The following is a 25,755-nucleotide window of genomic DNA, read 5'->3' as shown; positions in this document are numbered from 1 at the left end:
GTTATTAACTTAGCGCTGGCGCATCACCCCTTCTTGAATAGTTGATGCGACTAAATTACCTTGGCGGTCAAAAAACTGCCCTCTCACTAAGCCTCGCCCAGAGCTAGCGCTTGGGCTGTCTATGGTGTATAAAATCCAATCGTCCATCCTAAATGGGCGGTGGAACCACATCGCATGGTCAATCGTTGCCACTTGCATATTTGGCTGCATAAACGATACGCCATGCGGCTGTAATGCAGTAGGTAAAAACTCAAAGTCAGAGGCATACGCTAATAAGTAATTATGAATACGTTGGTCATCTGGCATATCGCCATTGGCTTTAATCCAAATATGTTTTACTGGTTCAATAACCTCAGGTTTAAACGGATTATGAAAAGTCACCGGGCGCATTTCAATGGGCATTTCCCGTATAAATTTATTACGAATAGCCTCGGGTATGTGATGGGCGTTTTCTTGGTAAAACTCAAGCGATGAGCGCAGTTCTTCAGGGGGCGGTACATTAGGCATAGTTGCTTGATGCGATAAGCCGTCTTCTTCCCCTTGAAACGATGCGGTCATATAAAAAATCGGTTTACCATATTGAATGGCGCTCACACGTCGAGTACTAAAACTTTTACCATCGCGTATAGTTTCTACATCATAAACAATCGGCTTTGCCGCATCGCCAGGGCGTAAAAAGTAAGAGTGTAATGAATGAACAACGCGTCCTTTTGGTAGTGTTTCTTTTGCTGCAGATAATGCCTGCCCCATAACTTGACCACCAAATACCGCTCTAAACCCTAAATCCTGGCTTTGACCGCGATATAAACCCTGTTCAATTTCTTCAAGTGACAATAACGACAATAAATCATCTAATACTTGGCTCATTTGCTGTTCTCTCAATCCCCAGATAAGTTAATGATACTATACAATACATGTATGTAAATCTAACTAAATGAGTAAGGCTATGAATTATTGGCTATTTAAAACTGAGCCCGACGCTTTTTCGATTGATGATTTAAAAAAAGCGCCACTGCAAACCACCTTGTGGGAAGGTGTGCGTAATTACCAAGCACGTAACTTTATGCGCGATGATATAAAACTAGGAGACTTAGTATTCATTTATCACTCTAGTTGTAAACACGTAGGCGTTGTGGGTATAGCAACCGTTACTAAAGAATCTTATCCTGATCCAACCCAGTTTGATTTAAATAGCGATTATTACGATGCGAAAGCAACGCCCGACAACCCTCGCTGGTTTGTTGTTGAGGTAACCTATAAATGCCATTTAAATAAACGGGTGAGTTTAAAAGACATTAAAGCTAACGAGGCAATTAACGAACTAGCCCTTAAAAAGGCAGGCCGACTATCAGTTATGCCAGTCACTCAAAACGATTGGGAGCAAATAATAGCTATGAGCAATTAGCCATAATAATATCCGAATGTTTAAGAGGGTAGTTTTGACTATGTTTGACCTCATTTATCCGTGTTTGATACGATCCCCCGCGAGTTATAATTGGGGGATTAATGAAACTACTGTATTGGTTAGATGAATGGTTAACGCTTTGCCGTGATGAACAACAAACTAGGCTGCCCATGTCTGGCAGTGACCTACTCGGCGATGTGTACGTAAAATACGAATTTGTTGATTTAAGTAAGCCCCTGCTTTTTACTTTCTCACCCGCGGGCACCAACCTCCAAGAACACGATCTAACCGATGACTTTGCCCCTTGGGGCTATCACTTAGCGCAAAAACAAAATGTTAATATTATTGCGTTTCAGCATTTAGGCAAAAGTAATTGGTTTAGAAGCCGTAATTTAATTTTCTTTTTAGAGCAGTTATCGACACTACTTAGCCCATTCAAGTGCCGATTAGGCTATGGCCTTAGCCGCGGTGGTTTTGCTGTGGGTGCATTTGCTAAATTATTAAAGCTTGATCAAGTACTATTTTTTCACCCAGTTAGCACCAAAAACACTGAAATAGTGCCGTGGGATAACCGCTCAAGCACTGAGCTTGCGCAGCAGTTTGATTGGCAAAGTGAATATAACGATGTTGATTTAGGCCATGCTAAGGGTTACATAATTTATGACCCCACCAATAAAATAGACCGCTTACATGCAAAACGATACCCTCAACTTACTCATTTACGTGTATTTGGTATGGGGCACGGCACTCATGCCAGCTACCTCACTAAGTTTGGCTTTTACAAACAAGTAGCCGTTGATTTTATTCGCCACCAGCAAATTGATATAGCGCAGTTTCGTTTGCAAACTAAAACCTTGCGACTAAAGGAGGAGTATTACCAAAGCCTAAATAAAGCAAACGCGAGCTCGCCTCACCGCTTGGCGTTATTAAGTACGGCACATCAAATTTTAGCAGATGAAAAAGAAGAGCATGTGCAAGAGCATCAGGCCAAAATAGATATTCAGCCGCTTATTGATGTCGCACTTAAACATCAAGATGAACACCCAAATGATGCTATTCAGTTATTAGAAGTTGCTCAACAAATTGTGCCGGATGACCCGCTGGTTGAGCACAAACTCAAGCAGCTAGAATAGGTCTACGATGGTTTATTCTTCTTTCTTTTTTTATGCCCCTGCTTGGGCACAATAGTAAAATACATAAAAAGCCCCAACCACGAAAAAATAATTACGCCTAATAACCAGCCATTTTTTTCGTGGCCTTGGGTGCGCTTACTATTAACCACAATTACCACGGGTAAAATATAAGCACTTAAAATAATTATTAAAAATACTACTTCATTCATTATTTAATCTAGGCCTTGGTTATTTTGCCAAGCTTTGCCAATCAACTTCATTTGTTAGCACACGCTCAAGCGCAATATAATGAAGTATATCGCCTGCATTTACTTTGTAGTCAAGCGGTGGGTTTAAATCCATATTTTGCGCGCTTAAATTGTGCGCTACCCCTAACAAAATCGCATTATAGTCATGCTTAAAATGGTGAAACAAAGTACCAAACTCCATTTCATCACACCCACTAGGAATAGCTAAGCTAAACTGCGTGTCGCCATGTAACGTAGATAATAGCTCTTCTTGTACTCGGCTAGAGCCAGGGTCTTGCATTGAGCGCACTAAAATCTCAGCCGACTTAGCACTGCTACATTCCACATTTTGGCAGTGCTCTAGTAGCATATCGACCTTAGTTTCATCTAAGAAATGCGCACTAATGTGACATTCACTTTTGACTAAGCGGCTAATACGCAATGCTGTTGTAAATGTTTGGTTGTCATCTTGCCCATCAATAATAATTTTGTCGGCACGATTTATAGCAACACGTTCAAGTTCTTCTAAATCGGTAAAACTGGTAAGGCGGGCAAAGTCGACATTTTCGTTGGTTAAAAATGGGTGCTCCATTTGCTCAGTTACCGCCAATAAAATACGGCGATCAGTACGTTTAGTATCGGCAAGAATATAATCAATCATTTTTTTTGTTCGGGTATCGTGCCAGCCAAAAATAATAATATGGTTGTTACTGTGAGCAAAGTTTTTATCACCAGTCATAGCGCGCCTAATTAAGTAAGTCACTGTTTGCCCTGTTTTTCCTAACAGAACGCCAAATAAAGCTAATCCAAACGGAATTTGTATTAATGCCACCACCCAACGACCTAGCTCGCTAGTTGGACTAAAATCGCCGTAACCCACAGTTGAAGTAGTGACTGTATAGTAGTAAAAATAGGTGCTAAACGAAGTAAGCGCTTGCTCATTTGCAATAAGCAGTAGCCCCCAAGTCACTAACATATGAGCAAGTATCGCGAGCATCACCGCTTGCCAACTCAGCTGATCGATATGAGCACGAAGAAGTAGCGTTAGCCTCTTAAATATTCCCAGCATAATACAAATTTTTGTTAGTAAATTATCTATAAACAGTACGTTACTGTAAGCCATGCATTTAAGCAACGTTTAAGCTTTTAAGTAAAGATCTGTAAACCGCTGTAGATTACAGCTTTCCCACCCTAGAAAATAAGCAGATCCTACAAATATAAGACTAAATGTGGGTTTGCTAATACCTTTATAGCATGATTAATTATAAGAGGACGAAAAAACACACAGACACATTATGCTTAATAAAATTGCCACACCGTTTACCAAATTAGTAGAGCGCTACTTACCCGACCCTTTTATATTTGTAATATTGCTAAGCATTATTACCTTGCTAGGGGCATGCCTATTTACTCCCGCCACAAGTATTGAAGTTATCAACGCATGGGGTAATGGTTTCTGGAACCTACTAAGCTTTGCTATGCAAATGCTGTTAGTGCTAATCACAGGCTATATGCTGGCAAGTACATCGCCTGTAAGTAAACTATTAGAAAAACTAGCTACACTTGCCAATACTCCGCCAAAAGCAATAATTTTAGTCACGCTTATTTCGTTATTAGCAAGTTGGTTAAATTGGGGGTTTGGCTTAGTGATTGGCGCTTTATTTGCGAAAGCCATTGCTAAGCAAACCAAGGTTGATTACAGGCTGTTAGTCGCCAGTGCCTATTCGGGCTTCGTAGTATGGCATGGCGGTTTAGCCGGCTCTATACCGCTCACTATAGCCACGCAAGGCCACTTTTCACAAAGTAGCATTGGTATAATTGGTACTGAACAAACCCTGTTTGCTGGTTTTAACATAGCCATACTCATTGGCTTATTTATCATTATGCCGCTGGTTAACCGCTACATGCTACCCAGTGATAAAAACAGCGTGTATGTAGACCCTGCGCTAATAAAAGAGATCCCCGCTAATAATGAAAATGTAACCCGCCCTGCTCAACATTTAGAACACAGTAAACTGCTAGGCATAGCAATTGGCTTGCTCGGCCTGTGTTATTTGGCGTATTACTTTGTAATTGCAGGCGGTAGCCTAAACCTCAATAGCGTTATTGCGATGTTTTTGTTTTTAGCCATTACATTACACCAAACACCCCATAACTTACTTAATAGCTTACAACAAGCAATTCCTAGCGGCGCAGGTATTGTTATTCAATTTCCGTTTTATGCAGGTATTATGGCCGTTATGGTCGACAGCGGTTTAGCCCAGCAAATATCGCATGGTTTTATTGCCGTAGCAGATGCCGATAGCTTGCCATTTTTTAGCTTTATAAGTGCAGGCCTGGTAAATATGTTTGTACCTTCTGGCGGCGGCCAATGGGCAGTACAAGCACCTATTGTTATACCCGCAGCGCAAGAGCTGGGCGCCGATATATCACGCGTTGCTATGGCAGTTGCCTGGGGTGATGCGTGGACTAATCTAATTCAACCCTTTTGGGCGCTACCTGTACTGGCAATAGCAGGCTTAAAAGCAAAAGATATTATGGGGTTTTGTGTAGTGCAGCTATTTGTTACAGGGGTGTTTGTATCACTCGTGTTGAGCTTTTACTAAACCCTCATTACGCGCAGTATTTAGGGATACTGCGCGTATAACTATTAACTCGATAAAATAGTCATCGGCAGGCTAAGTATTGGATTCTCTGAATCGGCAAAGTGCATCATTACTGCCACATGGCCTGCAACTACAATAGCGTACATAGCAGCTGAAAAACCTTGGCCGTATTTATCAAGCGGCAATAAATGCGAGTAATGTCGGCCTCGCCATTCAAATACAATTTCTAGTGCGCCAACAAACAAAAAGAACACCAGTAACATTAAGCCAAATGTATAACTAAGCCATAAGCCAAATAACACACCGAGTAAACACACACTTAAACCGACCCAAGAGCGCATTGAAAAGCTGATACTTTTTAGTACATGGCCGCCATCAAGCGGTAAAATGGGTAATAGATTAAATAAGTTAAGTAGTGCGCTTAATACCGCAACACCTGCAAATATCTCCATCTCGGTGGCGTAATAAAGCACTACACCTAGCACTGATGTAAACAAACCAAACGCAGGACCCATTAATGATATAACTACATCTTGCCAGCGCGTTGTTATTTTATCATCGCTAACAGCCAACCCGCCTACAAAGGGAATAAGGTAAATACCTTTGGTTTTTATGCCAAAGTATTTCATGGCTCTTACGTGTCCGTACTCATGCACGACTAAACACGCAATAAGCATCAGCGCAAACTCAATGCTAAATAGCCACGCATAGCCAGCAACCGATGCACCGGCCAGCGCTACTTTAATTACTTTTGCACTTTTAAATAATTTAAAGCCCAGTGCCGCGAGCCCTAAAAAGCCTTTTTTGGGCTGGCTATTTACCGGCGCAGGTAAAGCAAGCTGTGTAGCAAACACACCATCTACAAATAACGAAAGTGATTGCTCCTGAATCTGCGAGCTATCTATACCTATTCTTTGGTTAGATAAAGCAAATTCAACATAATTATCCTTAGGGTTTTCAAATGCTATAGCTTGTTGATTATGGAATATTTGTACTATTTTTTGCCCAGATACCATAAGGGTTAATGGTTGCTCTGCAAGCATGAGGTCGATTTTTATCATGACTAAAACCAGTTAAAACAATAGCGCTAGTATACCGATGAATTAAAAAAACACGAATTGCTACAGACTATAAGCACAATAGCACTAGGAAGTTAAAAATTTATATAAAACTAAGCTGACAAAAGGCTGATCAGAAGCTACTTTTACAGTACTAATATATTAAGTAGTTACAAGGATAGAGCATGTCGATTTCGGTACCCAATATTTTAGTTGTGGATGACTCTAAGGCGATTTTAATTGTTATGGAGGCCATTTTAAATGAGCTAGGAGTCTCGAATAAAGTTACAAAATGCCTGAGTGCTCAGCAAGCGCTGACTCATGTAACTGACGATATAAACTTTTACGACATTGTATTTACAGACCTAAACATGCCCGAAATGGATGGTATGGAGTTTATAAGAAAACTAGGCGAGCTTAATTTTACAGGTGCAGTAGTTATAATTTCGGAGATGGATCACAAGGTTATTAATTTGGCTGCAAATTTAGCGCGTCATAGCAATATTCACTTAGTCGCAAATTTAGCTAAACCCGTGCAACTTAATCAAGTAAAAACTGTTTTACAAAAAGCAAAACACTTAGCCGTGCACAACGAACATTCCCATACTTCTATCTCAGAAAAAGCATTGCATGAGGCAATAAAATTAAACGAAATAACACCTTACTATCAGCCCAAAATAAATTCTCAAACCAGTGAAATAGAAAGTATTGAAGTATTAGCGCGCATAGTTAAAACGGATACTGGCGAAATCATCGCACCCAACCGCTTTATTTCATTATCGGAGCAATGCGGATTAATTAATCAAATTACCTTTAGCTTATTTGAACAAGCCACCAGCGATTTAAAAGCCATACGCACAAGTATTGCCGCGCACCTAAAACTGGCTTTTAACCTATCACCTACGCAATTAGATGATTTAAGCTGCCCTAATAAGCTAATGCTTATTTTACAGCTCAATGAGTTATCACCAAGTGATATTATTTTAGAGATAACCGAGCAACACGCGCTATCTAGCCTTTCTCAGCTAGAAACGCTAAACAGATTAAGAATGCATGGCTTTGGTATATCATTAGATGACTTTGGGGTGGGCTTTACCAATATGAACCAGCTCAAACGCCTCCCTTTTACTGAAATAAAAATTGACCGTACACTTATTAGTAATATTGAAACAGATCAGTTCTCGCAAGTAGTGGTGAGCTCACTCGTTGATATTGCATGTCAAGAGCAACTAGCCCTGGTGGCTGAGGGGGTTGAGCGCGCAGAGGAGTCACTCTATTTAAAAAATTACCGTACTAATTTAGCCATGCAAGGATTTTTATTTACCTGCCCTAAAGCCAAAGACGAATTTATAGAGTGGGCAATAAATTGGGTAAATAGTACGGGGGGCACAATTAAACGCTAGCCTTCTCCCCGAGGTAACTAGTTTTTATCTCGGGGCGAATTATCATCTTCACTTACTATATGCTTACTGCTTGCTAAACGTTGTCGCCAGCGCTGCTTAGCAACCATACGCATATTGGTCGATTGGTCACGTTCATCAACAATTTCTAGCCCCATAAGTGCTTCTATCATATCCTCTAGGGTTACAATGCCTTGTACATCACCGTATTCATCAACAATTAAACATATGTGAGTGCGCTGCTTAAGCAAGGTTTGTAGTAACGACGACACATTATGCCCTTCGGGCACCGTATGGATAGGCTTAACTAATTTACTAATTTTATAGTCGGTGCCTAAGCGATGATAAGCCAGCATAATATCGTTTTTATGCACAAAGCCGATAATGTCATCAGCGTCTTTATCAAACACCAACACCCGCGAAAACGATGACGAGCCGTGCTCGCTCATGTATTGATCGACTGTTAACCCTTTATGTACTTTATAAAGCACAGTGCGCGGCGTCATTAAATCGCTTAATTTAGCATGCCTAAAGTGTAAAAGGTTGCGAATGATTTCAGACTCATCTTCATGGATCGCCCCTGTTTCGGTGCCTATATCTGCCATGGCTTCTATTTCTTGGCGAATATAAAAAGCCTCATCGTGCTTAGCCCCCATTAAATTAGTGAGCTTTTGGGCGAACCACACAAATGGCTTTAGCGATATCACTAAAAAACGTAAAGAGTAAGTGACGCTAGGCGTTAAAGCACGCCAATAGTTGGCCCCTAACGTTTTGGGAATAATCTCTGAAAGTACCAATACTAAGAGTGTCATTATCGCAGAGGCAATACCAACCGCCGCATCTGAAAAAACCACAGCCGCTTGCGCGCCCACGCCAGCAGCTCCCGCAGTATGAGCAACCGTGTTGAGCGTTAGTATTGCAGCAAGCGGTTGATCTACATTATTTTTTAGCTTTTCGAGTTGCTTAGCAAGTTCTGGTTGGTTTTTACGTAAAAGCGCCACGTAACTTGGCGAAATACTCAACAACACTGCTTCCATTACAGAACATAAAAAAGAAATGACAATGGCAGCAACCATGTACACAATCAGTAAAGTCACTTTTTCTCCGATGAGTTGAACATATGGGCATGGTAACAATACATGCTATATTTGGCCAAATAACTATCAATAATAGGCACAAATATGAGAATTAGCTCACCTTGGACCACAAAAAATAAATTACTAAAACAAGCAGCTACCTTTTTTGCTCTTGGCAGCTTCAGTTTGACAGCAATAGCAGCCCCGCTTGATAAATCAAATATCGAGTTTATTGGCCCTTTAGGCGAAAACATGCAAGTTAAGCCATTTCAAACGCCACACGGCCAAGCCATTATTAATAACTTATTAGAGCAGCTGCAGCGTAATACGCAAAGCGTGTCTGTATTTGGTAAAAAGCATAGCTGGCAGCCGTTTAATAAAGTAAACGCACTGACTTTAGGTGGCCTACAAGCGCTTAAGTTCAATATTGAAACAAGGCGCTTTAGCCAAGGCACATTAACTATAAAAGGAGTAGAGAGCGCTCAGTTATTTATCGATGCTAAGCTTCAAAAAGGGGATAACCACACTTACTCTTTATCGTTAACGAATGGCTCTCATAGTGTGATTTTAGTGGCGCAACAAGTGGCTAACTGGAACAACGTTTCCCTCGATTTTGAACCCAACGCCGACACTGACAACATTACAATTAACACCTCTACAACTCAGCGACTTTCTGCCGTTCAGCTTTTTGATGCCCCCACGGTTAGTGGGCTTTCTTTAGCGCCCGATGCTAAACAATATGTTACCAGCACACGCAGCTATTCAAATAAAACAGCTAACCAGGCAAACGTGGTAACCGAGCTTAAAAATAGCCAAAATCAAACCTTGTATCGCTTTGAAGGCCAACAGCCAAGCAATATAGCGTGGAGTCCCGATAACAAATTTTTAGTTTATACGTTAGGGAATGAGCTAAAACAGCTAAACCGTAAAAACCTCAGTATTAAAACCTTAGCCGAAGGGCTAGAAGGCGCGAGTAACTTTAATTTTTATGATAACAGCAGCCTCATTTTCAGTTGGTCTAAATCACCCGAAGACAACAACAGCTTAACTAAGCATTACAAGGGGCTTCAAGATAGGTGGTCATACGCACGTAACGTAAGCCAACTTTATATGCTAGATACACACAGCGGCTTAATTAAAGCGCTTAGCCAAGGGCCAATTTCGCATAGCTTTGAAGATGCGCACACTAATCGTAGCAAGGTACTCATGAGCCGCCAAGTTATGGTTATGCAAGCCAGCACCCATCCAGAAACTGAACTGGTGGAGCTTGACTTACAATCGAACAAAATAACGTCTTTTGGTAAATTTAAAACCTTTAATCATGCAAAGTACGCCAACAAAGATGTTTACGTTGTTGCTGGCCCAGACTTTAAAAATGGCGCGGGCCGCGCCCTTCCAAAAGGGATGTTAGCTAATAATTACGACGGTCAGTTGTACTTACTTAGCGATAACGGTAAAAACGTAAAAGCGCTAAGTAAACAGTTTGACCCCGCTATAGGTGAATTACATGTACTTGATAACGGCGATGCGCTTATAAAAGTAACCGAGCAAGATACTCAACCTTTGTATTTATTCGACTTAAGCAAACAGCGCTTTAAAAAGCTTAATACAGGTCTAGATATCGTCGAGCAGTTTAGCTATTCGCACGAGAGAAACCCGCAAGTACTACTAAGCGGTACCACAGCATCTACGCCGCAGCAGCTTAAGCGCTTAAATATTAGTAAAAACAAAACAGATCTTATTTGGGATTCTAAGCCGCTTGCTTACGCTAATACACAAATCCCAACCCTAGAAGAGTTTAATTTCACAAATAAAGACGGCGTAGAAATAACAGGGCGTGTATACCTACCTACTAACCTAGATAAAACTAAAAAACACCCTGCACTTGTATATTACTACGGCGGTACTTCACCTGTTACTCGTGGCTTTACAGGTCGATACCCGTTCAACTTATGGGCAGAAAATGGCTATGTTGTTTATGTATTACAGCCCACAGGAGCAACAGGGTTTGGACAAAAGTTCTCTGCACAGCACGTCAATGCCTGGGGCGATTATACCGCTAGCGATATAATACAAGGAACCCAAGCCTTTTTGAAAAAATACGATTTTGTTGATAGCAAAAAAGTGGGTAATTTAGGCGCCTCATACGGGGGGTTCATGACCATGATACTTGCTACCAAAACAGACATGTTTAGTGCATCTATTGCGCACGCGGGCATATCAAACTTAACCTCATATTGGGGCGAAGGTTGGTGGGGGTATTTATACTCAGGCGAAGCCTCTAAAAATAGCTTTCCATGGAATAACGCTAAACTGTACAGCGAGCACAGCCCTGTATTTCATGCCGATAAAGTAACAACACCTTTGCTGCTTTTACATGGCGATAGCGATACCAATGTACCTATTGGCGAGAGTTTAACCATGTATACTGCCTTAAAGCTCTTAAATAAAGATGTAGATCTAATTGAATACAAAGGCGCCGACCATCAAATTTTTGCTCGTGATAAGCGCTTTGATTGGTGGAACACTATGCTTGCTTATTTTGATAAACATCTAAAAGGCGAACCACAGTGGTGGGATGCTATGTACTCAGGTAAGTAATACAGCGCTCAGCACATTTTACTAGGTGTGCTGAGCTTAACCCCATAAACAGGTGCTTTATGAGGCGCCTTTTATATTTGAAACATAAAGTTACCGAAAAGTTACAGCCCCCTCTTCTCAGCATTAAACGATTGGTGCTACCATACAGAGCTATAAATATACAAAAATAAGTCCTATGGCAATTAACGTTTTATTGGTTGAAGACGACGAGCTACTCGTTAAGCGCATCCAAAATCACTTTACAGACACCGAATTTTCGATAGAAATAGACTCCACAGGTGCTGATGCCCTAAACATAGTTAGGCAACGCGTAAACCTGCGCAGTGCTATTTCTCTTGCCATTATTGATATTGTATTACCCAAGCGTGATGGGTTGCAGCTTGCCAAAGAGCTCAACACTTTGACCGATATCGGCGTCATTGTTTTATCCAGCCGCGACTCACAAGCCGATCGTATTGCAGGGCTTGCCCAAGGCGCTGATGATTATATTTGCAAGCCTGTTGACTTATTAGAGCTTGAACTACGCATGCGTGCGCTTTATAAACGCATTGCAATTAATCAAGACGATGACGAAAGCGAAGAATTTATAGAATACGCCGACTTTAAACTTCACCCCGACAATCGAACATTAATTACCTCATCAGGCACTGAATCGCGCTTAACCGAAGCCGAACACAAAGTGCTAATTTGTTTAATTAGCAACGCAGGCAAAGCCACCTCGCGTGAGAAAATATCAGAAGAAATAGGTCAGCCCGATTGGAGCCCAAATGATCGCACTGTGGATGTTTTAATTGGCCGTTTGCGTAAAAAGCTCTACGATGAAAAAGACCAAAAACGCATTGTAACCGTGCGTGGCAAAGGCTATATGCTGTCAATTTAGCGCATTAAAGTTTTAACATAGTAAAAATACGCCGAGCTTAACACCTTACAATAATTAAGCCTTATTGCGGTTCGGTATTATTTAGTTAACTGCGCTAGCAACCGCTCGAAAGCGCGGTAATTTAGCGCCTCTTTTAGCTCTTCTAAACTAATGTGTTCTGCGCCTTTTAAATCACTAATCGTACGTGCCACTTTAATGACCCTATGATAAGAGCGCGGTGATAACGACAGTTTTTCGCTGGCTCGTGCTAAAAACTGCAACTCAGCAGGCGCAAGCTCACAATGTATATTCATTTCTTTGTTATTTAAACGCGCGTTAACCTTACCTTGGCGCTTTAACTGTATATGGTATGCAGCTTCAACCCTCTGCCTAACTTGAGCACTGCTTTCCTCGGGCTGAGTACTTTGCAGCTCAACACTGGTTAAACGGGGTAGCTCAATTTGCAAATCGATGCGGTCGATAAATGGGCCTGAGACGCGAGATAAATAACGCATAACTTGGTCAGGTGTTGCTCGCTTATCATTATGGCACCCCGTTGGGCTAGGGTTAAGTGCAGCTATTAGCTGAAACTGCGCCGGAAACTCCATTTGCCTTGCAGCACGGGAGATAACCACAGAGCCGGTTTCCATAGGCTCACGCAGAGAATCAAGCACCTTACGTTCAAATTCTGGAAGCTCGTCTAAAAACAACACCCCGTTATGCGCAAGTGAAATTTCACCCGGCTTAGGGTTTGAAGAGCCACCGACTAAAGCAACTGCTGAGCAAGTGTGGTGGGGGTTTCGAAACGGCCGCTGGCGCCAATTATTTAAATCGATAGATTGACCAATAATAGAGTAAAGTGCAGCGGTTGATATCGCCTCATCGTCAGACATAGTTGGCATTATGGTTGCCATTCGCTGAGCAAGCATTGATTTACCCGTTCCAGGTGGCCCTAAAAAAAGTAAGTTATGACCTCCAGCTGCGGCTATTTCTAGCACTCGCTTAGCACCGGGTTGGCCTTTAACATCACTTAAATCGAGCAAAAAGTCGGGAGACTGGGCGCAATCAGGGTATTCAATATTTAAAGGTAAAGGCTGCTGATTTAATAAATCACCCCACACTTCTTGTAATGAATTAACCGCTTTGCGTTTAACGCCGTTCACCAAACTTGCGAGGCTGTCGTTGGTAAAAGGTAAAAAGCAGCAGCGGTTTTGCTCTTTTGCTGCAAGTACAGAGGGCAAAATGGCATTTACGCCACGCACTTCGCCATTGAGTGCAAGCTCTCCGTAAAACTCATATTTATGTATATCAGGGCAAACAACCTGCCCAGAGGCCACTAAAATACCTACCGCAATAGCTAAGTCAAAGCGTCCACCATCTTTAGGTAAATCGGCAGGCGCTAAATTGACGGTAATGCGCTGATCGGGGAAACCAAATTGAGAGTTTTCTAGGGCGCTACGCACCCTATCTTTTGATTCTTTAACTGAGGCCTCAGGAAGCCCTACAATATGAAAAGCTGGCAAACCATTACCAAGGTGTACCTCTACAATAACCTCAGGGGCGTTTATACCCACTTGGGCACGAGAATAAATGCGAGCTAGCGACATTCCTTATCCTAATTAATGGTTTAATTAATTAGTTTAGTCAGAATATTTAAAAACGTGTACTGTGATTTGCCATTTAATAGCTGCAATACGAAGCAATAAGGTGGTTAGCATTGCCATTACCATGGCAAGTTCAGTCGCTAACGCAAAGTGAATACCCAAAGTATAAACAACACCGCCTGCAATACAGGTAATTGCGTATAGCTCGCCTTTTAGCAACATAGGGATTTCACGGGCCAGCACATCTCGGAGCATGCCACCAAAGCAACCGGTAATTACACCCATAATAATGGCGGTCATATTTGGCATGCCGGCAAGTAATGCTTTTTGGGTACCCATAACCGAAAAAAATGCTAACCCAAATGCATCGGCAATTTGTAATGTGTAATGTGGAATCGACTTTTGCTTGTTAATAAGCCGAGTGCTAATAAATACCGCTGCTAAAATAGCATAAAAAAAACTTTGGTCGTGTAACCAAAATACCGGAACATCCAATATAAGGTCACGAACCGTACCGCCTCCAATCGCTGTTACAGCAGCTAATACTACAACACCAAAACCATCCATTTTCTTTTCATGTGCAACCAATGTACCCGTAATAGCAAACACGGCAATGCCAATTAAATCAAACCAGTGGTAAAGCTCAGTCATGTGTAACACACCCAAAATTATTTGTGCCGTTTTAACACAAACTATACAAAGTTTTAAGTAATAACACTTTTTTTTGGAAAATTTATAACGTGTATAAAACACTATTTTGGAAGGCATAAGTTTATGAGGGGTGTTATTTCTGTGGTTGCGGGAGCCAGAGCTTGTGAAGGGAACCGACGACCTTTGCTGGCTAATGGAAAGCTGAGACCGAAGAGCTATTCATTTCACTGAATTTTAGGCATAAAAAACACGCTTTAAGCGTGTCGTTTCATTTTATGTATTTCAGTGGTTGCGGGAGCCGAATTTAAAACGACCACCTTTGCTGGCTTGTGGAGAGCTGAGACCGACGAGCTATCCATTTCCCTGAATTTTAGGCATAAAAAAACACGCTTTAAGCGTGTCGTTTCATTTTATGTATTTCAGTGGTTGCGGGAGCCGGATTTGAACCGACGACCTTCGGGTTATGAGCCCGACGAGCTACCAGGCTGCTCCATCCCGCGCCTGAAATATGCATACTTATTTAGCGTTGCTTACATTACAACGTGGCTGTCAACTTCCTAAAGGAAATTGGTTGCGGGAGCCGGATTTAAAACGACTACCTTTGCTGGCTAATGAAGAGCTGAGACCGACAAGCTTTTCTTTAACTAACGTTTTACAGTAACCTCAAACCCCTAAAGGAAATTGGTTGCGGGAGCCGGATTTGAACCGACGACCTTCGGGTTATGAGCCCGACGAGCTACCAGGCTGCTCCATCCCGCGCCTGTATATTTTAAGTCTATCGACTACTTAATTTAATCTCTTAAGTTAGAGTTTACAGTAACCTCAAACCCATAAAGGAAAGTGGTTGCGGGAGCCGGATTTGAACCGACGACCTTCGGGTTATGAGCCCGACGAGCTACCAGGCTGCTCCATCCCGCGCCTGTATGTTTATAGTCTAAGGGGCGGATTTTAACCGACGACCTTCGACTTCAGGTTTAAGCAGTCCGGCGAATGATTTATCATTCTGCTCCATCCCGCGCCTGTAATTTCTTTGAAATAGTTTCGTGTTAATAACGAGCCTGTTTCGAAGAGAGCGCTATAATATAGGAATAAACTTATATTGCAAGGCTTTCACTCGTTAATTGCGTTCAACCGAACAAAAAGCAATCAAACCACTCTTTAAATCGCTATCTTTGATGCGGGCTTATCATTTTTTGAAACTCCCAATCTGGGTGTCCCATCACAATAAAATCTGGATTTTCGGTGCTCTCACGCTGGTTATATGTAAGCGGGTTAAACTCTGCATCGGTAATACACCCGCCCGCCTCTTCTACAATCACTTGTGACGCGCCGGTATCCCACTCGCCAGTAGGGCCAATTCGTAAAAAGCAGTCAGCTTTACCCTCGGCAACAATACATGCTTTTAGCGAGCACGAGCCTACAGCAATAGTGGCAAATTGCGTATTTAAATACTGACTGACCGCTTCAATTTTTTGTCTACGGCTTACTGCTAGCGTTAGGTTATCGGGTGTTGCTACCGACATTTTTGTATCGCTACCATTTTCTCGTTTAAATGCCCCCTGATTAGCAGTAGCAAAGTAAGTAATGCCTTTTGCTGGCCAATGGATCACACCTAAAACGGGGTGGTTATTTTCAATAAGCGCAATATTAACGGCAAAGTCACCACTTTCTAAAATAAACTCGCCCGTGCCGTCCATCGGATCTAATAACCAATAGCGTTGCCAGTCTTGTCTTTGGGCAAGTGCCGGAATAGGCGTCTCTTCTGACATAATAGGAATCTCGGGCGCAAGGTCTTTTAAACCAGCAACGAGCACATCGTTAGACGCTAAGTCTGCTTTTGTGACGGGCGTAGCGTCTGACTTTTCTTGTTGGCCAATATCATCTTTTTTATAAATAGCCATAATGGCATCGCCTGCTCGTTGTGCAAGCTCTATACAAGGCTCTAGTAGTTTATTCATTTGCAGCTCCAGACGCTAAATACTTATTTAATAATAACAAAGCGGCAACACTGCGAGCTTCGGTAAAATCGTCTTGCTCTAATAATGACTGCCAATCTGTTAATGGCCACTTAACAACCACTAGCGGTTCAGGCTCATCCCCTTCTAACGTTTGCGGGTATAGCTGCTTAGCAAATAAAATATGCATAGTTGCGTTAAAGTAACTTGGCGCCATTGATACTACTTTTAATGGCTCAAAAAATTCAGCGCCAAAACCCACTTCTTCTTTAAGCTCTCTGTTTGCAGCTTGTTGGGGCGTTTCGCCTGGGTCTATTAAGCCTTTAGGAAAACCTAATTGGTAGTCGTTCGTGCCTGCACAATATTCACGTACCAGTAGCATTTCGTTGTCCGCAGTTATTGGCACAATCATTACTGCCCCACGGCCACCGCCGCGTATTCGCTCATACTGGCGCTCTTCGTCATTAGAAAACTTAAGCTCTAATGATTCAACAGTAAATAAACGGCTTTTAGCAACTACATTATTACTAATAATTTGCGGTGGAGTTGGGTGCTTTTTCTGTGTCATTGGCGTTATTTTGCTATCATGGCAGTTGTGCTTAATCATAAACTTTTCACAAGGAAAAGCCCATGCTAAATTGGTCAAAAATCGATACCGTTTTACTTGATATGGACGGAACATTACTCGATTTGCATTTCGATAGTCACTTTTGGCTTAACGTTGTTCCAGAACAACTTGCACGCACTCGCAATATCACCCTTGATGAAGCAAAAGCCGATATGCACAAACGCTACCAAGCGGTAAGTGGCCAAATACAGTGGTATTGTTTAGATTATTGGGAAGAACAGTTAAAGTTGCCGATAATGGAACTAAAACGTCAAACCCAACACCTAATAAAAGTACGCGAAGATGTGCCTCACTTTTTAACTGAGTTAAAAAAAGCAGGTAAAGAGCTGATTTTGTTAACTAACGCCCACCCTGAAAACGTCATGCTCAAATTTGAACACACCGCGATAGATAATTATTTAGATGGCGTGGTGTCGACTCACCAATACGGCGTGAGTAAAGAGCAGCAAAGTTTGTGGCATCAAGTACAAAAAGACTTAGGGTTTAATAAGCAGCGCACTTTGTTTGTTGATGACAGTGTGCCTGTTTTAAATGCAGCCCGAGAATACGGCATAGAACATTTACTTGCGGTTGCTAACCCTGATAGTAAGCAACCACATAATGTAATAGCCGATTACTTAAACGTAACCGACTACCGCACTATTATATAATTAGCTTTTTGGGTAACGAGCTTCCAAACCTTGGTATACTAACTTTGCAAAGTCGGCATGTTCGGTATCAAGGCTTTTTACGACTTCAACCAAATGCTCGTTATCTTCTTGACCGTTCCACACTTTAATGTAGCTGCCATCTTTGTAGCCATGATCTTGGCGGAAAAAGTTTAACGTATTTTTCCCTACGTAACCCCGGTATAAATCGTCAATATCCATCCCTATTTGCGCCATACACCCTGCAAATGCAGCAGCGTTAAAGGTTTTGTTAGCCACTGCTGAAGCGGCTAATACTTCAAGCGTTTGTTTAAAATCTTCTGCGGCTTGAGGCGCGCTAAGTTCTTTCTCCAACTGTTTAGCTAATTCTTCGTAGGGTGTTGTTCCATCGATTCTTAATGACAAACCAAAATGAAATATATCAACCAATTCTAAAATGACTTGCTCAGTATCTGGGGTTTGCTTTTTCCACCACTTCCAACCGTAGTGGTCTAGCATTTCTGCACACTCTACCCAAATGGCTCTATACCACTCAAAACCTTGGCTAAACCATTGCTCATGAACCTTAGTATTCATGGCATTTTGCATTTCTAGCATAACGACTAGCTTATTTAAATTGGCAGACATATTCATTCCTGACGTTTTTGATTGGTGTAATAGTACAGATAAAAAAAGCGCAATGCATCAGCACTATTTTAATAATTCTGGTTTTACTTTGAGCCGCTAAAGTCAGCCCAAGATTCAATTAAATCTATAAAATCTTCAAAGCCACAACCACTCACTAGGCCATTTTCTTCAAGCATTAAGTCATCATCTTGATAGGCAACTAAGTCTTCACTGTCTTGGTGTAGGGCATGGGCTTCAAATAAGGCTTCGTCTTTAGAGAGTATTAAGTCTATTTCTTGGCCTTTTAACGTTATTGGCTCGTAGCTTGTTTTAACTGAGTTGATAAGTGCTTGTACCATCGCCACTTTTTCTTTGCCAATTTCTTCATTTAACCAGCGGCCAATTAGGGCATGCTCGCTGCTTATTTTAATGCGCAGCCCGCTAATAGGGTCACGTATAAATTGATATTCCATAATTTTTACTTATAAAACGCTAATGCACTAATTATACCCATAAATAGCCCTGAACACCGCCCCTAAAACGCAAAATAGCGCCAATGGGCGCTATTTAAATAGGTGGCATAAAAGCTAACTTCGCGATCTAAAACGTGCAGCATCTATAATCGACCATAAATAAATAATAGGCACAAGTACAAAGCCTACCAATACATAAATAAGTGCGTAACTAATTATAATAGCTAGCGCAAAGAAGATAGCAGCTAAAATACGCCCTTGTACCAGTTGCCCTAAACCAGGAAAAAATATATTACACAACGCCGCAATTACATTACCGCCAGAACCTTGATCAGCCATACTTACCTCTGTAGTTAATTAATTTTAAATTTTAGTTATTTACTTACTATCACACTTTATGCCAATTTTTTAAAGCTTAAAAATCAATTAGTTAAACTAGCACAAAATAACTGATTTAGTGTTTTTTACTAAATATAGGTCAATTTGATTATTTTTATTCTTAATTGCAGTTACTTAACAGCATAAATAAACAGCTAAGCAATTAGTTTTACAAGTATTTTTAGAATAGCTGTTCATAAAAACAGTATTTTATTTAGCCTAACAAAAACACCTGTTATACTCCCTCTCATTATTGATTGAAAAGGCGTAACGATGGACGTTTCTGAATTACTCGATGGCTTAAATGACAAACAACGCGATGCCGTTGCAGCCCCACTACAAAACATGCTGGTATTAGCAGGTGCTGGTTCGGGTAAAACACGTGTTTTAGTTCATCGTATCGCGTGGTTAATGCAGGTTGAGCAAGCTTCTGCTTATAGTATTTTTGCGGTTACCTTTACTAATAAAGCCGCTAAAGAAATGCGCACCCGTGTTGAAGAAACCCTAAAAGCCCCCGTGGGAGGCATGTGGATTGGTACATTCCATGGTTTATCACACCGTATTTTGCGCGCTCATCATCGTGAAGCAAACCTACCAGAAGCCTTTCAAATTTTAGACTCTGACGATCAACTAAGAATGATCAAGCGCTTATTAAAGTCAATGAATATTGATGATAAAAAATGGCCAGCTAAACAATTTGGCTGGTACATCAGCGCTAAGAAAGATGAAGCCCTGCGTCCTAAAGATATTCAAGCCTACGATATAAACGAGCAAATGATGCTGCGTGTATATGCAGCCTATCAAGAAGCATGTGACCGCGCTGGTTTAGTCGATTTTGCAGAAATACTGCTACGTAGCTACGAGGTTCTTAAAAATAACCCTACGCTACTTCGCCATTACCAGCAGCGCTTTGCCCACATGCTGGTAGACGAATTCCAAGATACCAATACCATTCAATACGCATGGTTAAAGCTACTTGCAGGCGATACGCAAAGCATTATGATTGTAGGCGACGATGACCAAAGTATTTACGGTTGGCGCGGCGCTAAAATAGAAAATATAAAGCGTTTTTTAACAGACTTTAATGCTGAAACTATTCGCCTTGAGCAAAACTATCGCTCAACCGCAACCATTCTAAAAGCATCTAATGCGCTTATAAAAAACAATGCAGAGCGCATGGGTAAAAGCTTGTGGACCGATGGCAACGAAGGCGAGCCGATATCAATTTATGCAGCCTTTAACGAGCTAGACGAAGCCCGCTTTGTAAGTAGTAAGCTACGCAGCTGGTTAAATGCCGGTAATGCGCTGCAAGACGCCGCCATTTTATACCGCAGTAACGCGCAATCTCGTGTACTCGAGGAAGCCATGCTTCAAGAAGGCTTAAAATACCGTATTTACGGCGGTATGCGTTTCTTCGAACGTCAAGAAATTAAAGATGCGCTATCGTACTTACGATTGGTAGGAAACCGCCAAGACGACGCCGCATTTGAGCGTGTAATTAACACCCCTGCGCGCGGTATTGGCGATAAAACTCTTAGCCATATACGCGACTGTGCGCGTGCTGAGTCGCTGCCTCTTTGGTACGCGGCTAAAGCAATTGTTGAACAACAGCATTTATCGGGTCGTGCGGCAAGCGCTGTTACAAAGTTTGTAGAGTTGGTCGAACACATAGAAGATAAAATTAGCGACCTTACACTACAAGAGCAAGCCAAATACACGATTCAAACGTCTGGTTTAATGGCTATGTATCAAGCTGAAAAAGGCGAAAAAGGCCGCGCTCGCGTAGAAAACTTAGAAGAGCTTATCAGTGCATGCGATCAGTACGAGCTCCCTGAAGAAGAAGAGTTTAGCTCACCATTACAGGGCTTTTTAGCCTACACCTCACTCGAATCTGGTGAAGGCCAAGCGGATGAGCACGAAGACGCTGTACAAATGATGACTCTTCACTCTGCTAAAGGATTAGAGTTTCCACTTGTGTTTATGGTGGGCGTTGAAGAAGGTATGTTCCCATCGCAGCAAAGTAATGAAGAATCAGGGCGCTTAGAAGAAGAACGCCGCCTCTGTTACGTGGGTATGACCCGTGCAATGGACAAGCTTTACATAAGCCATGCCGAAAGCCGCCGTTTATACGGCCAAGAGAAATACCACAGCCCATCGCGATTTTTACGCGAAATACCCGAAGACTGCGTAGAAGAAATTCGTATTAAAACGCAGGTATCGCGACCACCTGCTGCTGGGCGCTTTAGCGCGTCAGTAAGCCATGCAGCTTTTGAAGAAAGTGGGTTTAACTTAGGTCAACGTGTACTGCACGCTAAATTTGGTATTGGCACTGTGCTAAATTACGAAGGCAGTGGCGCACAATCGCGTGTACAAGTTAACTTTGACGACCTTGGCAGCAAATGGCTAGTGACCGCATATGCACGACTTCAAGCTGTATAAGCACTATGTTGAACAATTAACACAGCAACTAACTGACGCAAAACATCGTCAGTTAGTACTTATCACAGGCCAAGCCGATTGGTGCTACGAGCTACTAAGCGCATTAACAGACTCAGATAATGTAAAACTGCTGTCAAACAGCGGCATTGCTAATTCAAGTTGGCCTGAGCATACCCATGAACTACTTGGACAAGAGTTTATTCATGCCGTTTATGATGGCTTTAGTGGCATTTACCCCGATAAATTTGCTGCCCTTGCCGGTACCATAAAAGCAGGCGGTTTGTTATTTTTATTACTGCCTGACTTACAAAGTTTAGCCTCTTGGCAAGACCCTGCACTTAAAAGCGTGCAATCTCATGGAAGTAGTAATCGGCAAAGCTATTTTAATTTACGTTTTTCTCGCCTTTTACAAACGCTACCCGTCATACACTTTGATGAACACACTGACTTTAAACAGCCGCCGATCAAAAGCAATGTAACGAATAAAATTGAGTATCAGGCGCAGCAACAATGCGTTGAACAAATAATTAAGGTGGCCACAGGCCGCGCGAACAGGCCTTTAATTATTAATGCCGACAGAGGGCGAGGAAAATCAGCCGCGCTTGGTCTTGCAGCCGCAGCATTACATGATAAAAAAATCATTGTATGCGCAACACAATTCAGAGCCACCCATAGCTGTTTTAAGCATTTAGCTAAAACCTTACAGGTTGAATACAAGGCTCAGCAAAAACATTTAGCTAATTTACAATACATGGCCCCAGATGCACTGCTTAATCAGTTGCCGCAATGTGAACTATTACTGGTCGATGAAGCCGCCGCAATCCCTGTACCACTACTATTCGCCATGTTAAAGCACTACCCGCGTATAGTCTTTGCAAGCACCTTGGTAGGTTACGAGGGTAATGGCCGAGGCTATACCATTCGTTTTACGCAACATATTAAAGCAAATTACAAAGCGGCAAAAGTTGTAAACTTAGAAGACCCTATACGTTTTGCCAAGAGCGACCCTCTTGAGCAACATGTACGCACACTCTTTGCTTTAGATGCACAATATAAAGAATACCCGCCCGCATTAAGTAGCATTGAGCACGTTGAAGTCACTCAACAGCAACTCGTTGACAATGAGTCTTTACTGCAGCAAATAGTTGCGCTGCTCGCACTTGCCCATTATCAAAGCAGTGTTAACGATTTACGCCACTTACTTGATGCCCCAGCGCAAAGACTGTTTATTAGTAGATGCGACATGCATGTTGTGGGAGTGTGTTTAATAGCTGTTGAGGGCGGTATGGATGCAGAGTTAGCTAAGCAAGTAATCAGTGGTGAGCGGCGCCCACAAGGGCATTTAATGGCACAATCACTCGCGCAATTAAGCGCACAGCCAAGCTATTTAACAAAACAAAGCGCACGCGTTATTCGTATAGCTGTTGCACCTAACCTGCACCAACAAGGCGTAGGTAAAGCATTGCTAGCGCATTGCCAGCATCAGCTAACACCCACCTGTAGTTATATAGGTGCAAGTTTTGGGGCTACAGCTGGGCTTTTACGTTTTTGGCAATCTCAGGGCTTTAGTACTGTTAAGCTAGGTTATCAGCGAGATAAAAGCACCGGTGAGCACTCAGCCCTTGTTGTTAAAGCATTAGACACATCCCCGCAGGGCTTACATACCTTAGCTCAGCAATTTAAAAGTGATTTGTTTTATGGTTTATTAACGCACTTTAGCCAACTCGACAGTGAGTTAGTCAGTGAGCTAATAAGTAAATTTCTCGATGAATCTAGCGTGCCCAGCCCACCTATTAACACTGCAATTAGTGCAATAAATCGCTTTAATACCGCGCCAAAACTATGGTATTTATTTAACCACTCACCGTCCTGCCTAATGGCAACTAAAAGTGAAGATCGCCACTTGCTGATACAAATGGTATTACAAAACCACAATAATGAGCAGCTAATCAAACAACACCGCCTAAGTGGGAGAAAAGCATTAGAGCAGCAATTTAAACTCGCTGTTAAATCACTAATTAAAAAACCACTCAACCTTTAAGCTATTTATCCATTTTGTTCTATCCTTAAAGCATTACAAGGCAATTAAAGATAAAGGTATGGAATTCATAAACTTTCAAGTGGGCTGTAAAACCATTTCACTTAAAATTCTCGATATTTTACTCACCGAGCGGTTTGATAATAACCTTACTACATTGCCAAATAACAATAAGAGCTTTATTGGTGTAAAAGACTACATGGAAACACCTACGCCAGTGTTCGACCTAGGTGTTATTTTAAATGGCAGCTCTACAGAGCAAAGTAATAAAAAAGCACTTAATGAGCTAAGAACCTGGCAAGCCTCGCTTAATGATTGGTTTAGCCAATTTGAAAAAAGCATCGCGCAGCAGAGCCAGATAATAACGAACGATAAAATTCAGCTGCACAACATCGCCGTATTTTATAAAGAGTTTAAAACCGACAACAGTGACCTAAAAACTATCATAGAAAAATTTGATGAGCCTTTTCAAGCGCTAGTTACAGCAACAGATCACGCAGTTAGTGCTCATAGCGAGCAGGACTATAAACAAGCCAGTAAATATGTAGCGAGTATAAAGCGCAATAGCTTTATGCAATTGCAACGAGTGTTTGATGCGGCAAAAGAGCAAATAACACTCGACTATAAACCTATTATTGTTTTTACTACTAAAGACGGGCTCAACCCACATATCGGGTTACTAGTAGATAAAGTAGAGGACAATATAGATTATAAAAAAGAAGACATTAAGCCACTCGATAAATTAACCGAAGTAGGCTTTGATATAGACCCGCAAACCAAAGGCATGATGCGAGGGCTAATAAAGTTAGCCGAAAAACACAGTGTTTTAATAGATCCTAGCGCAATATTTAGACCTGATCAATTAGCACAAGAGGAAGACGAAGAAACACAAGCGTATGGTTTATTCTAAAAATAAAAAGCCGAGAAGATTCTCGGCTAATTAACTTATAGCAACACGTTATACAGTAGCAATAATATCTTCAACTGGTAAACGCGCTTTAGGTTTGCCAAAGTTCCAGTCTTCTTCTTCAACAGGGTAACCCATTGCAAGTGCCACTTCACAAATATGGCCATCTAGCTCTTCGCTAAACTTCTCGCCAATTAACTCTGGGTCAACACCTTCCATGGGTGTAGATGCAATATTTAAACGCGCCAGTGTATGCATAATGTTACCCAGTGCTAGGTAAACCTGTGCTTTAGTCCAGCTGCCATTATAGCCATTTTCATCTGTATTCATTTCTGCAAAAGCATAAGCACCCATAAAGCTCTCACGTAACTCTGCTGGTAAATGACCAGAGCTCACTTCGACATCCACACGTTTAACAAACTTCTCCTTAGTAAATTTAGGATCATAAGCTAATAACAGCGTATGCGATGCTTCTTTTGCATGAAGTTGATTGAATTGATGCTTGTTAGCAAATGTATCGTGTAAACGCTGCTTTGCTTCGTCACTTTCTACCAATACAAACTTCCAAGGTTGAGAGTTGATCGAAGAAGCAGACAAGCGAATAGCTTCTTTAATTACGTCAATATCTGCTGATGAAATACGTTTGTTCACATCGTACTTTTTAGCCGTATAACGGTTATGTAAGTCTTTAATAATCTGATGAGACATGCTTTTCTCCCCTTTGTGAGGTATGTAAATACAAGATGGAGTAAGTCTATAGTACTTGATGCCAATTGATAATTAGCAGAATACTTAAAAGACTTTCTAAAAAAAATTGATAATAGACCAAACCCATATCATTTTGGGTAACAGTTTTATTGCTGCGGGATCGGGCGTTACCAAAAATGTAGAGGCAAATACAGTTGTTGCGGGTAACCCTGCTCGTGAAATAAGAACACTATAATTTTAATCAATATGTTTTTTTAGCGTTGGGATTCACTAGCTCGCCTGACCTAGATGGTAGGTGTTGGATGGGTATGTATTACGTGTGCTTATTTTCAGATAGCCAAAATACTATTCACAAA

At 41.6% G+C, this 25,755-nt stretch carries 23 protein-coding genes, 3 tRNA genes and 1 pseudogene; 11 read left to right on the top strand and 16 right to left on the bottom strand.

Annotation, left to right across the window (positions count from 1 at the left end; translation table 11 throughout):
• Positions 1–9: 9 nt before the first annotated feature.
• Entirely contained in the window at positions 10–867 is an 858-nt protein-coding gene (gene tesB, locus AN393_RS07105; RefSeq protein WP_055016522.1) for an acyl-CoA thioesterase II, read from the bottom strand.
• A gap of 79 nt (positions 868–946) precedes the next feature.
• On the opposite strand from tesB, the gene AN393_RS07100 reads away from it, so the two are divergent.
• Complete coding sequence (locus AN393_RS07100; protein WP_055017709.1) at positions 947–1,405, top strand: EVE domain-containing protein; 459 nt, start codon at positions 947–949, stop codon at positions 1,403–1,405.
• Positions 1,406–1,506: 101 nt separating this feature from the next.
• Positions 1,507–2,538, top strand: coding sequence for a hypothetical protein (locus tag AN393_RS07095; RefSeq protein ID WP_055016524.1), 1,032 nt, complete (start codon positions 1,507–1,509; stop codon positions 2,536–2,538).
• A gap of 2 nt (positions 2,539–2,540) precedes the next feature.
• Here AN393_RS07095 and AN393_RS07090 read toward each other — a convergent pair whose 3' ends face one another.
• Both AN393_RS07090 and AN393_RS07085 read right to left on the bottom strand, forming a co-directional pair.
• Entirely contained in the window at positions 2,541–2,747 is a 207-nt protein-coding gene (locus AN393_RS07090) for a PLDc N-terminal domain-containing protein (RefSeq protein ID WP_055016525.1), read from the bottom strand.
• Positions 2,748–2,766: 19 nt separating this feature from the next.
• A complete protein-coding gene (locus AN393_RS07085) occupies positions 2,767–3,834 on the bottom strand; it encodes a potassium channel family protein (protein ID WP_055017752.1) in 1,068 nt (355 codons plus the stop codon).
• A gap of 226 nt (positions 3,835–4,060) precedes the next feature.
• On the opposite strand from AN393_RS07085, the gene AN393_RS07080 reads away from it, so the two are divergent.
• Complete coding sequence (locus AN393_RS07080) at positions 4,061–5,371, top strand: short-chain fatty acid transporter (protein ID WP_055017708.1); 1,311 nt, start codon at positions 4,061–4,063, stop codon at positions 5,369–5,371.
• A gap of 44 nt (positions 5,372–5,415) precedes the next feature.
• Here AN393_RS07080 and AN393_RS07075 read toward each other — a convergent pair whose 3' ends face one another.
• Complete coding sequence (locus tag AN393_RS07075; protein ID WP_055016527.1) at positions 5,416–6,432, bottom strand: metalloprotease; 1,017 nt, start codon at positions 6,430–6,432, stop codon at positions 5,416–5,418.
• A 182-nt stretch (positions 6,433–6,614) separates the two neighbouring features.
• Here AN393_RS07075 and AN393_RS07070 point away from each other — a divergent pair, with 182 nt between their 5' ends.
• Positions 6,615–7,832: an EAL domain-containing protein gene (locus AN393_RS07070; protein WP_055017707.1), complete on the top strand. Its 1,218-nt coding sequence runs from the start codon at positions 6,615–6,617 to the stop codon at positions 7,830–7,832.
• 17 nt (positions 7,833–7,849) lie between these two features.
• Here the strand turns inward: AN393_RS07070 and AN393_RS07065 are convergent, their stop codons facing one another.
• Entirely contained in the window at positions 7,850–8,926 is a 1,077-nt protein-coding gene (locus tag AN393_RS07065) for a CNNM domain-containing protein (RefSeq protein WP_055017706.1), read from the bottom strand.
• An 84-nt stretch (positions 8,927–9,010) separates the two neighbouring features.
• On the opposite strand from AN393_RS07065, the gene AN393_RS07060 reads away from it, so the two are divergent.
• Positions 9,011–11,506 (top strand): S9 family peptidase, encoded by a 2,496-nt coding sequence (locus tag AN393_RS07060; protein ID WP_055017705.1) that lies wholly within the window; start codon positions 9,011–9,013, stop codon positions 11,504–11,506.
• A gap of 175 nt (positions 11,507–11,681) precedes the next feature.
• Positions 11,682–12,386 (top strand): response regulator transcription factor, encoded by a 705-nt coding sequence (locus AN393_RS07055; protein WP_055016531.1) that lies wholly within the window; start codon positions 11,682–11,684, stop codon positions 12,384–12,386.
• Positions 12,387–12,463: 77 nt separating this feature from the next.
• Here the strand turns inward: AN393_RS07055 and AN393_RS07050 are convergent, their stop codons facing one another.
• The 7 genes from AN393_RS07050 to nudE form a co-directional block, all read right to left on the bottom strand.
• Positions 12,464–13,972, bottom strand: a complete 1,509-nt coding sequence (locus AN393_RS07050) for a YifB family Mg chelatase-like AAA ATPase (RefSeq protein ID WP_055017704.1) — start codon at positions 13,970–13,972, stop codon at positions 12,464–12,466.
• Between the two features lie 33 nt (positions 13,973–14,005).
• Positions 14,006–14,620 carry a trimeric intracellular cation channel family protein gene (locus AN393_RS07045; protein ID WP_055017703.1) on the bottom strand — a complete coding sequence of 205 codons (615 nt, stop codon included), beginning with the start codon at positions 14,618–14,620 and terminating at the stop codon, positions 14,006–14,008.
• 423 nt (positions 14,621–15,043) lie between these two features.
• Positions 15,044–15,120: transfer RNA gene (locus tag AN393_RS07040), tRNA-Met, on the bottom strand.
• A 182-nt stretch (positions 15,121–15,302) separates the two neighbouring features.
• A tRNA-Met gene (locus AN393_RS07035) sits at positions 15,303–15,379 on the bottom strand.
• An 82-nt stretch (positions 15,380–15,461) separates the two neighbouring features.
• Positions 15,462–15,538, bottom strand: a tRNA-Met gene (locus AN393_RS07030).
• 248 nt (positions 15,539–15,786) lie between these two features.
• Positions 15,787–16,578, bottom strand: a complete 792-nt coding sequence (cysQ, locus tag AN393_RS07025; RefSeq protein ID WP_055016896.1) for a 3'(2'),5'-bisphosphate nucleotidase CysQ — start codon at positions 16,576–16,578, stop codon at positions 15,787–15,789.
• Positions 16,571–17,143 carry an ADP compounds hydrolase NudE gene (gene nudE / locus AN393_RS07020; RefSeq protein WP_029772216.1) on the bottom strand — a complete coding sequence of 191 codons (573 nt, stop codon included), beginning with the start codon at positions 17,141–17,143 and terminating at the stop codon, positions 16,571–16,573. Before nudE ends, cysQ begins: the two co-directional genes overlap by 8 nt.
• Before the next feature lie 62 nt (positions 17,144–17,205).
• Between nudE and yrfG the strand changes: the two genes are divergently transcribed.
• Positions 17,206–17,853, top strand: a complete 648-nt coding sequence (yrfG, locus tag AN393_RS07015; RefSeq protein WP_055016897.1) for a GMP/IMP nucleotidase — start codon at positions 17,206–17,208, stop codon at positions 17,851–17,853.
• On the opposite strand, the gene AN393_RS07010 is transcribed toward yrfG, so the two are convergent.
• From AN393_RS07010 to AN393_RS07000, 3 genes are all read right to left on the bottom strand, one after another.
• Positions 17,854–18,477, bottom strand: a complete 624-nt coding sequence (locus tag AN393_RS07010; protein WP_055016898.1) for a dUTP diphosphatase — start codon at positions 18,475–18,477, stop codon at positions 17,854–17,856.
• An 83-nt stretch (positions 18,478–18,560) separates the two neighbouring features.
• Positions 18,561–18,929, bottom strand: a complete 369-nt coding sequence (locus tag AN393_RS07005) for a YacL family protein (protein ID WP_055016899.1) — start codon at positions 18,927–18,929, stop codon at positions 18,561–18,563.
• Between the two features lie 114 nt (positions 18,930–19,043).
• Entirely contained in the window at positions 19,044–19,268 is a 225-nt protein-coding gene (locus AN393_RS07000; RefSeq protein WP_004588664.1) for a hypothetical protein, read from the bottom strand.
• Between the two features lie 312 nt (positions 19,269–19,580).
• On the opposite strand from AN393_RS07000, the gene uvrD reads away from it, so the two are divergent.
• Genes uvrD through AN393_RS06985 form a run of 3 tightly spaced genes read left to right on the top strand, consistent with a single transcriptional unit; the run spans position 19,581 to position 24,694 of the window.
• Positions 19,581–21,746: a DNA helicase II gene (gene uvrD / locus AN393_RS06995; protein WP_055016900.1), complete on the top strand. Its 2,166-nt coding sequence runs from the start codon at positions 19,581–19,583 to the stop codon at positions 21,744–21,746.
• On the top strand, positions 21,724–23,787 hold the full coding sequence (locus AN393_RS06990; RefSeq protein WP_055017702.1) for a GNAT family N-acetyltransferase: 2,064 nt from the start codon (positions 21,724–21,726) through the stop codon (positions 23,785–23,787). The genes uvrD and AN393_RS06990 overlap by 23 nt, the downstream gene beginning before the upstream one ends.
• 58 nt (positions 23,788–23,845) lie before the next feature.
• Complete coding sequence (locus tag AN393_RS06985; protein ID WP_055017701.1) at positions 23,846–24,694, top strand: hypothetical protein; 849 nt, start codon at positions 23,846–23,848, stop codon at positions 24,692–24,694.
• 48 nt (positions 24,695–24,742) lie between these two features.
• Here AN393_RS06985 and AN393_RS06980 read toward each other — a convergent pair whose 3' ends face one another.
• Positions 24,743–25,399: an NAD(P)H-dependent oxidoreductase gene (locus AN393_RS06980; protein ID WP_055016903.1), complete on the bottom strand. Its 657-nt coding sequence runs from the start codon at positions 25,397–25,399 to the stop codon at positions 24,743–24,745.
• Positions 25,400–25,538: 139 nt separating this feature from the next.
• Between AN393_RS06980 and AN393_RS20540 the strand changes: the two are divergent.
• Positions 25,539–25,634, top strand: a pseudogene (locus AN393_RS20540) (sugar O-acetyltransferase); the annotation flags it as partial.
• Positions 25,635–25,755: the final 121 nt, after the last annotated feature.

The organism is Pseudoalteromonas sp. P1-25 (assembly GCF_001401805.1).
Classification (GTDB): Bacteria; Pseudomonadota; Gammaproteobacteria; order Enterobacterales; family Alteromonadaceae; genus Pseudoalteromonas.
The sequence above is the reverse complement of the archived record's forward strand: the minus strand, read 5'-3'. Positions and strand labels throughout refer to the sequence as shown.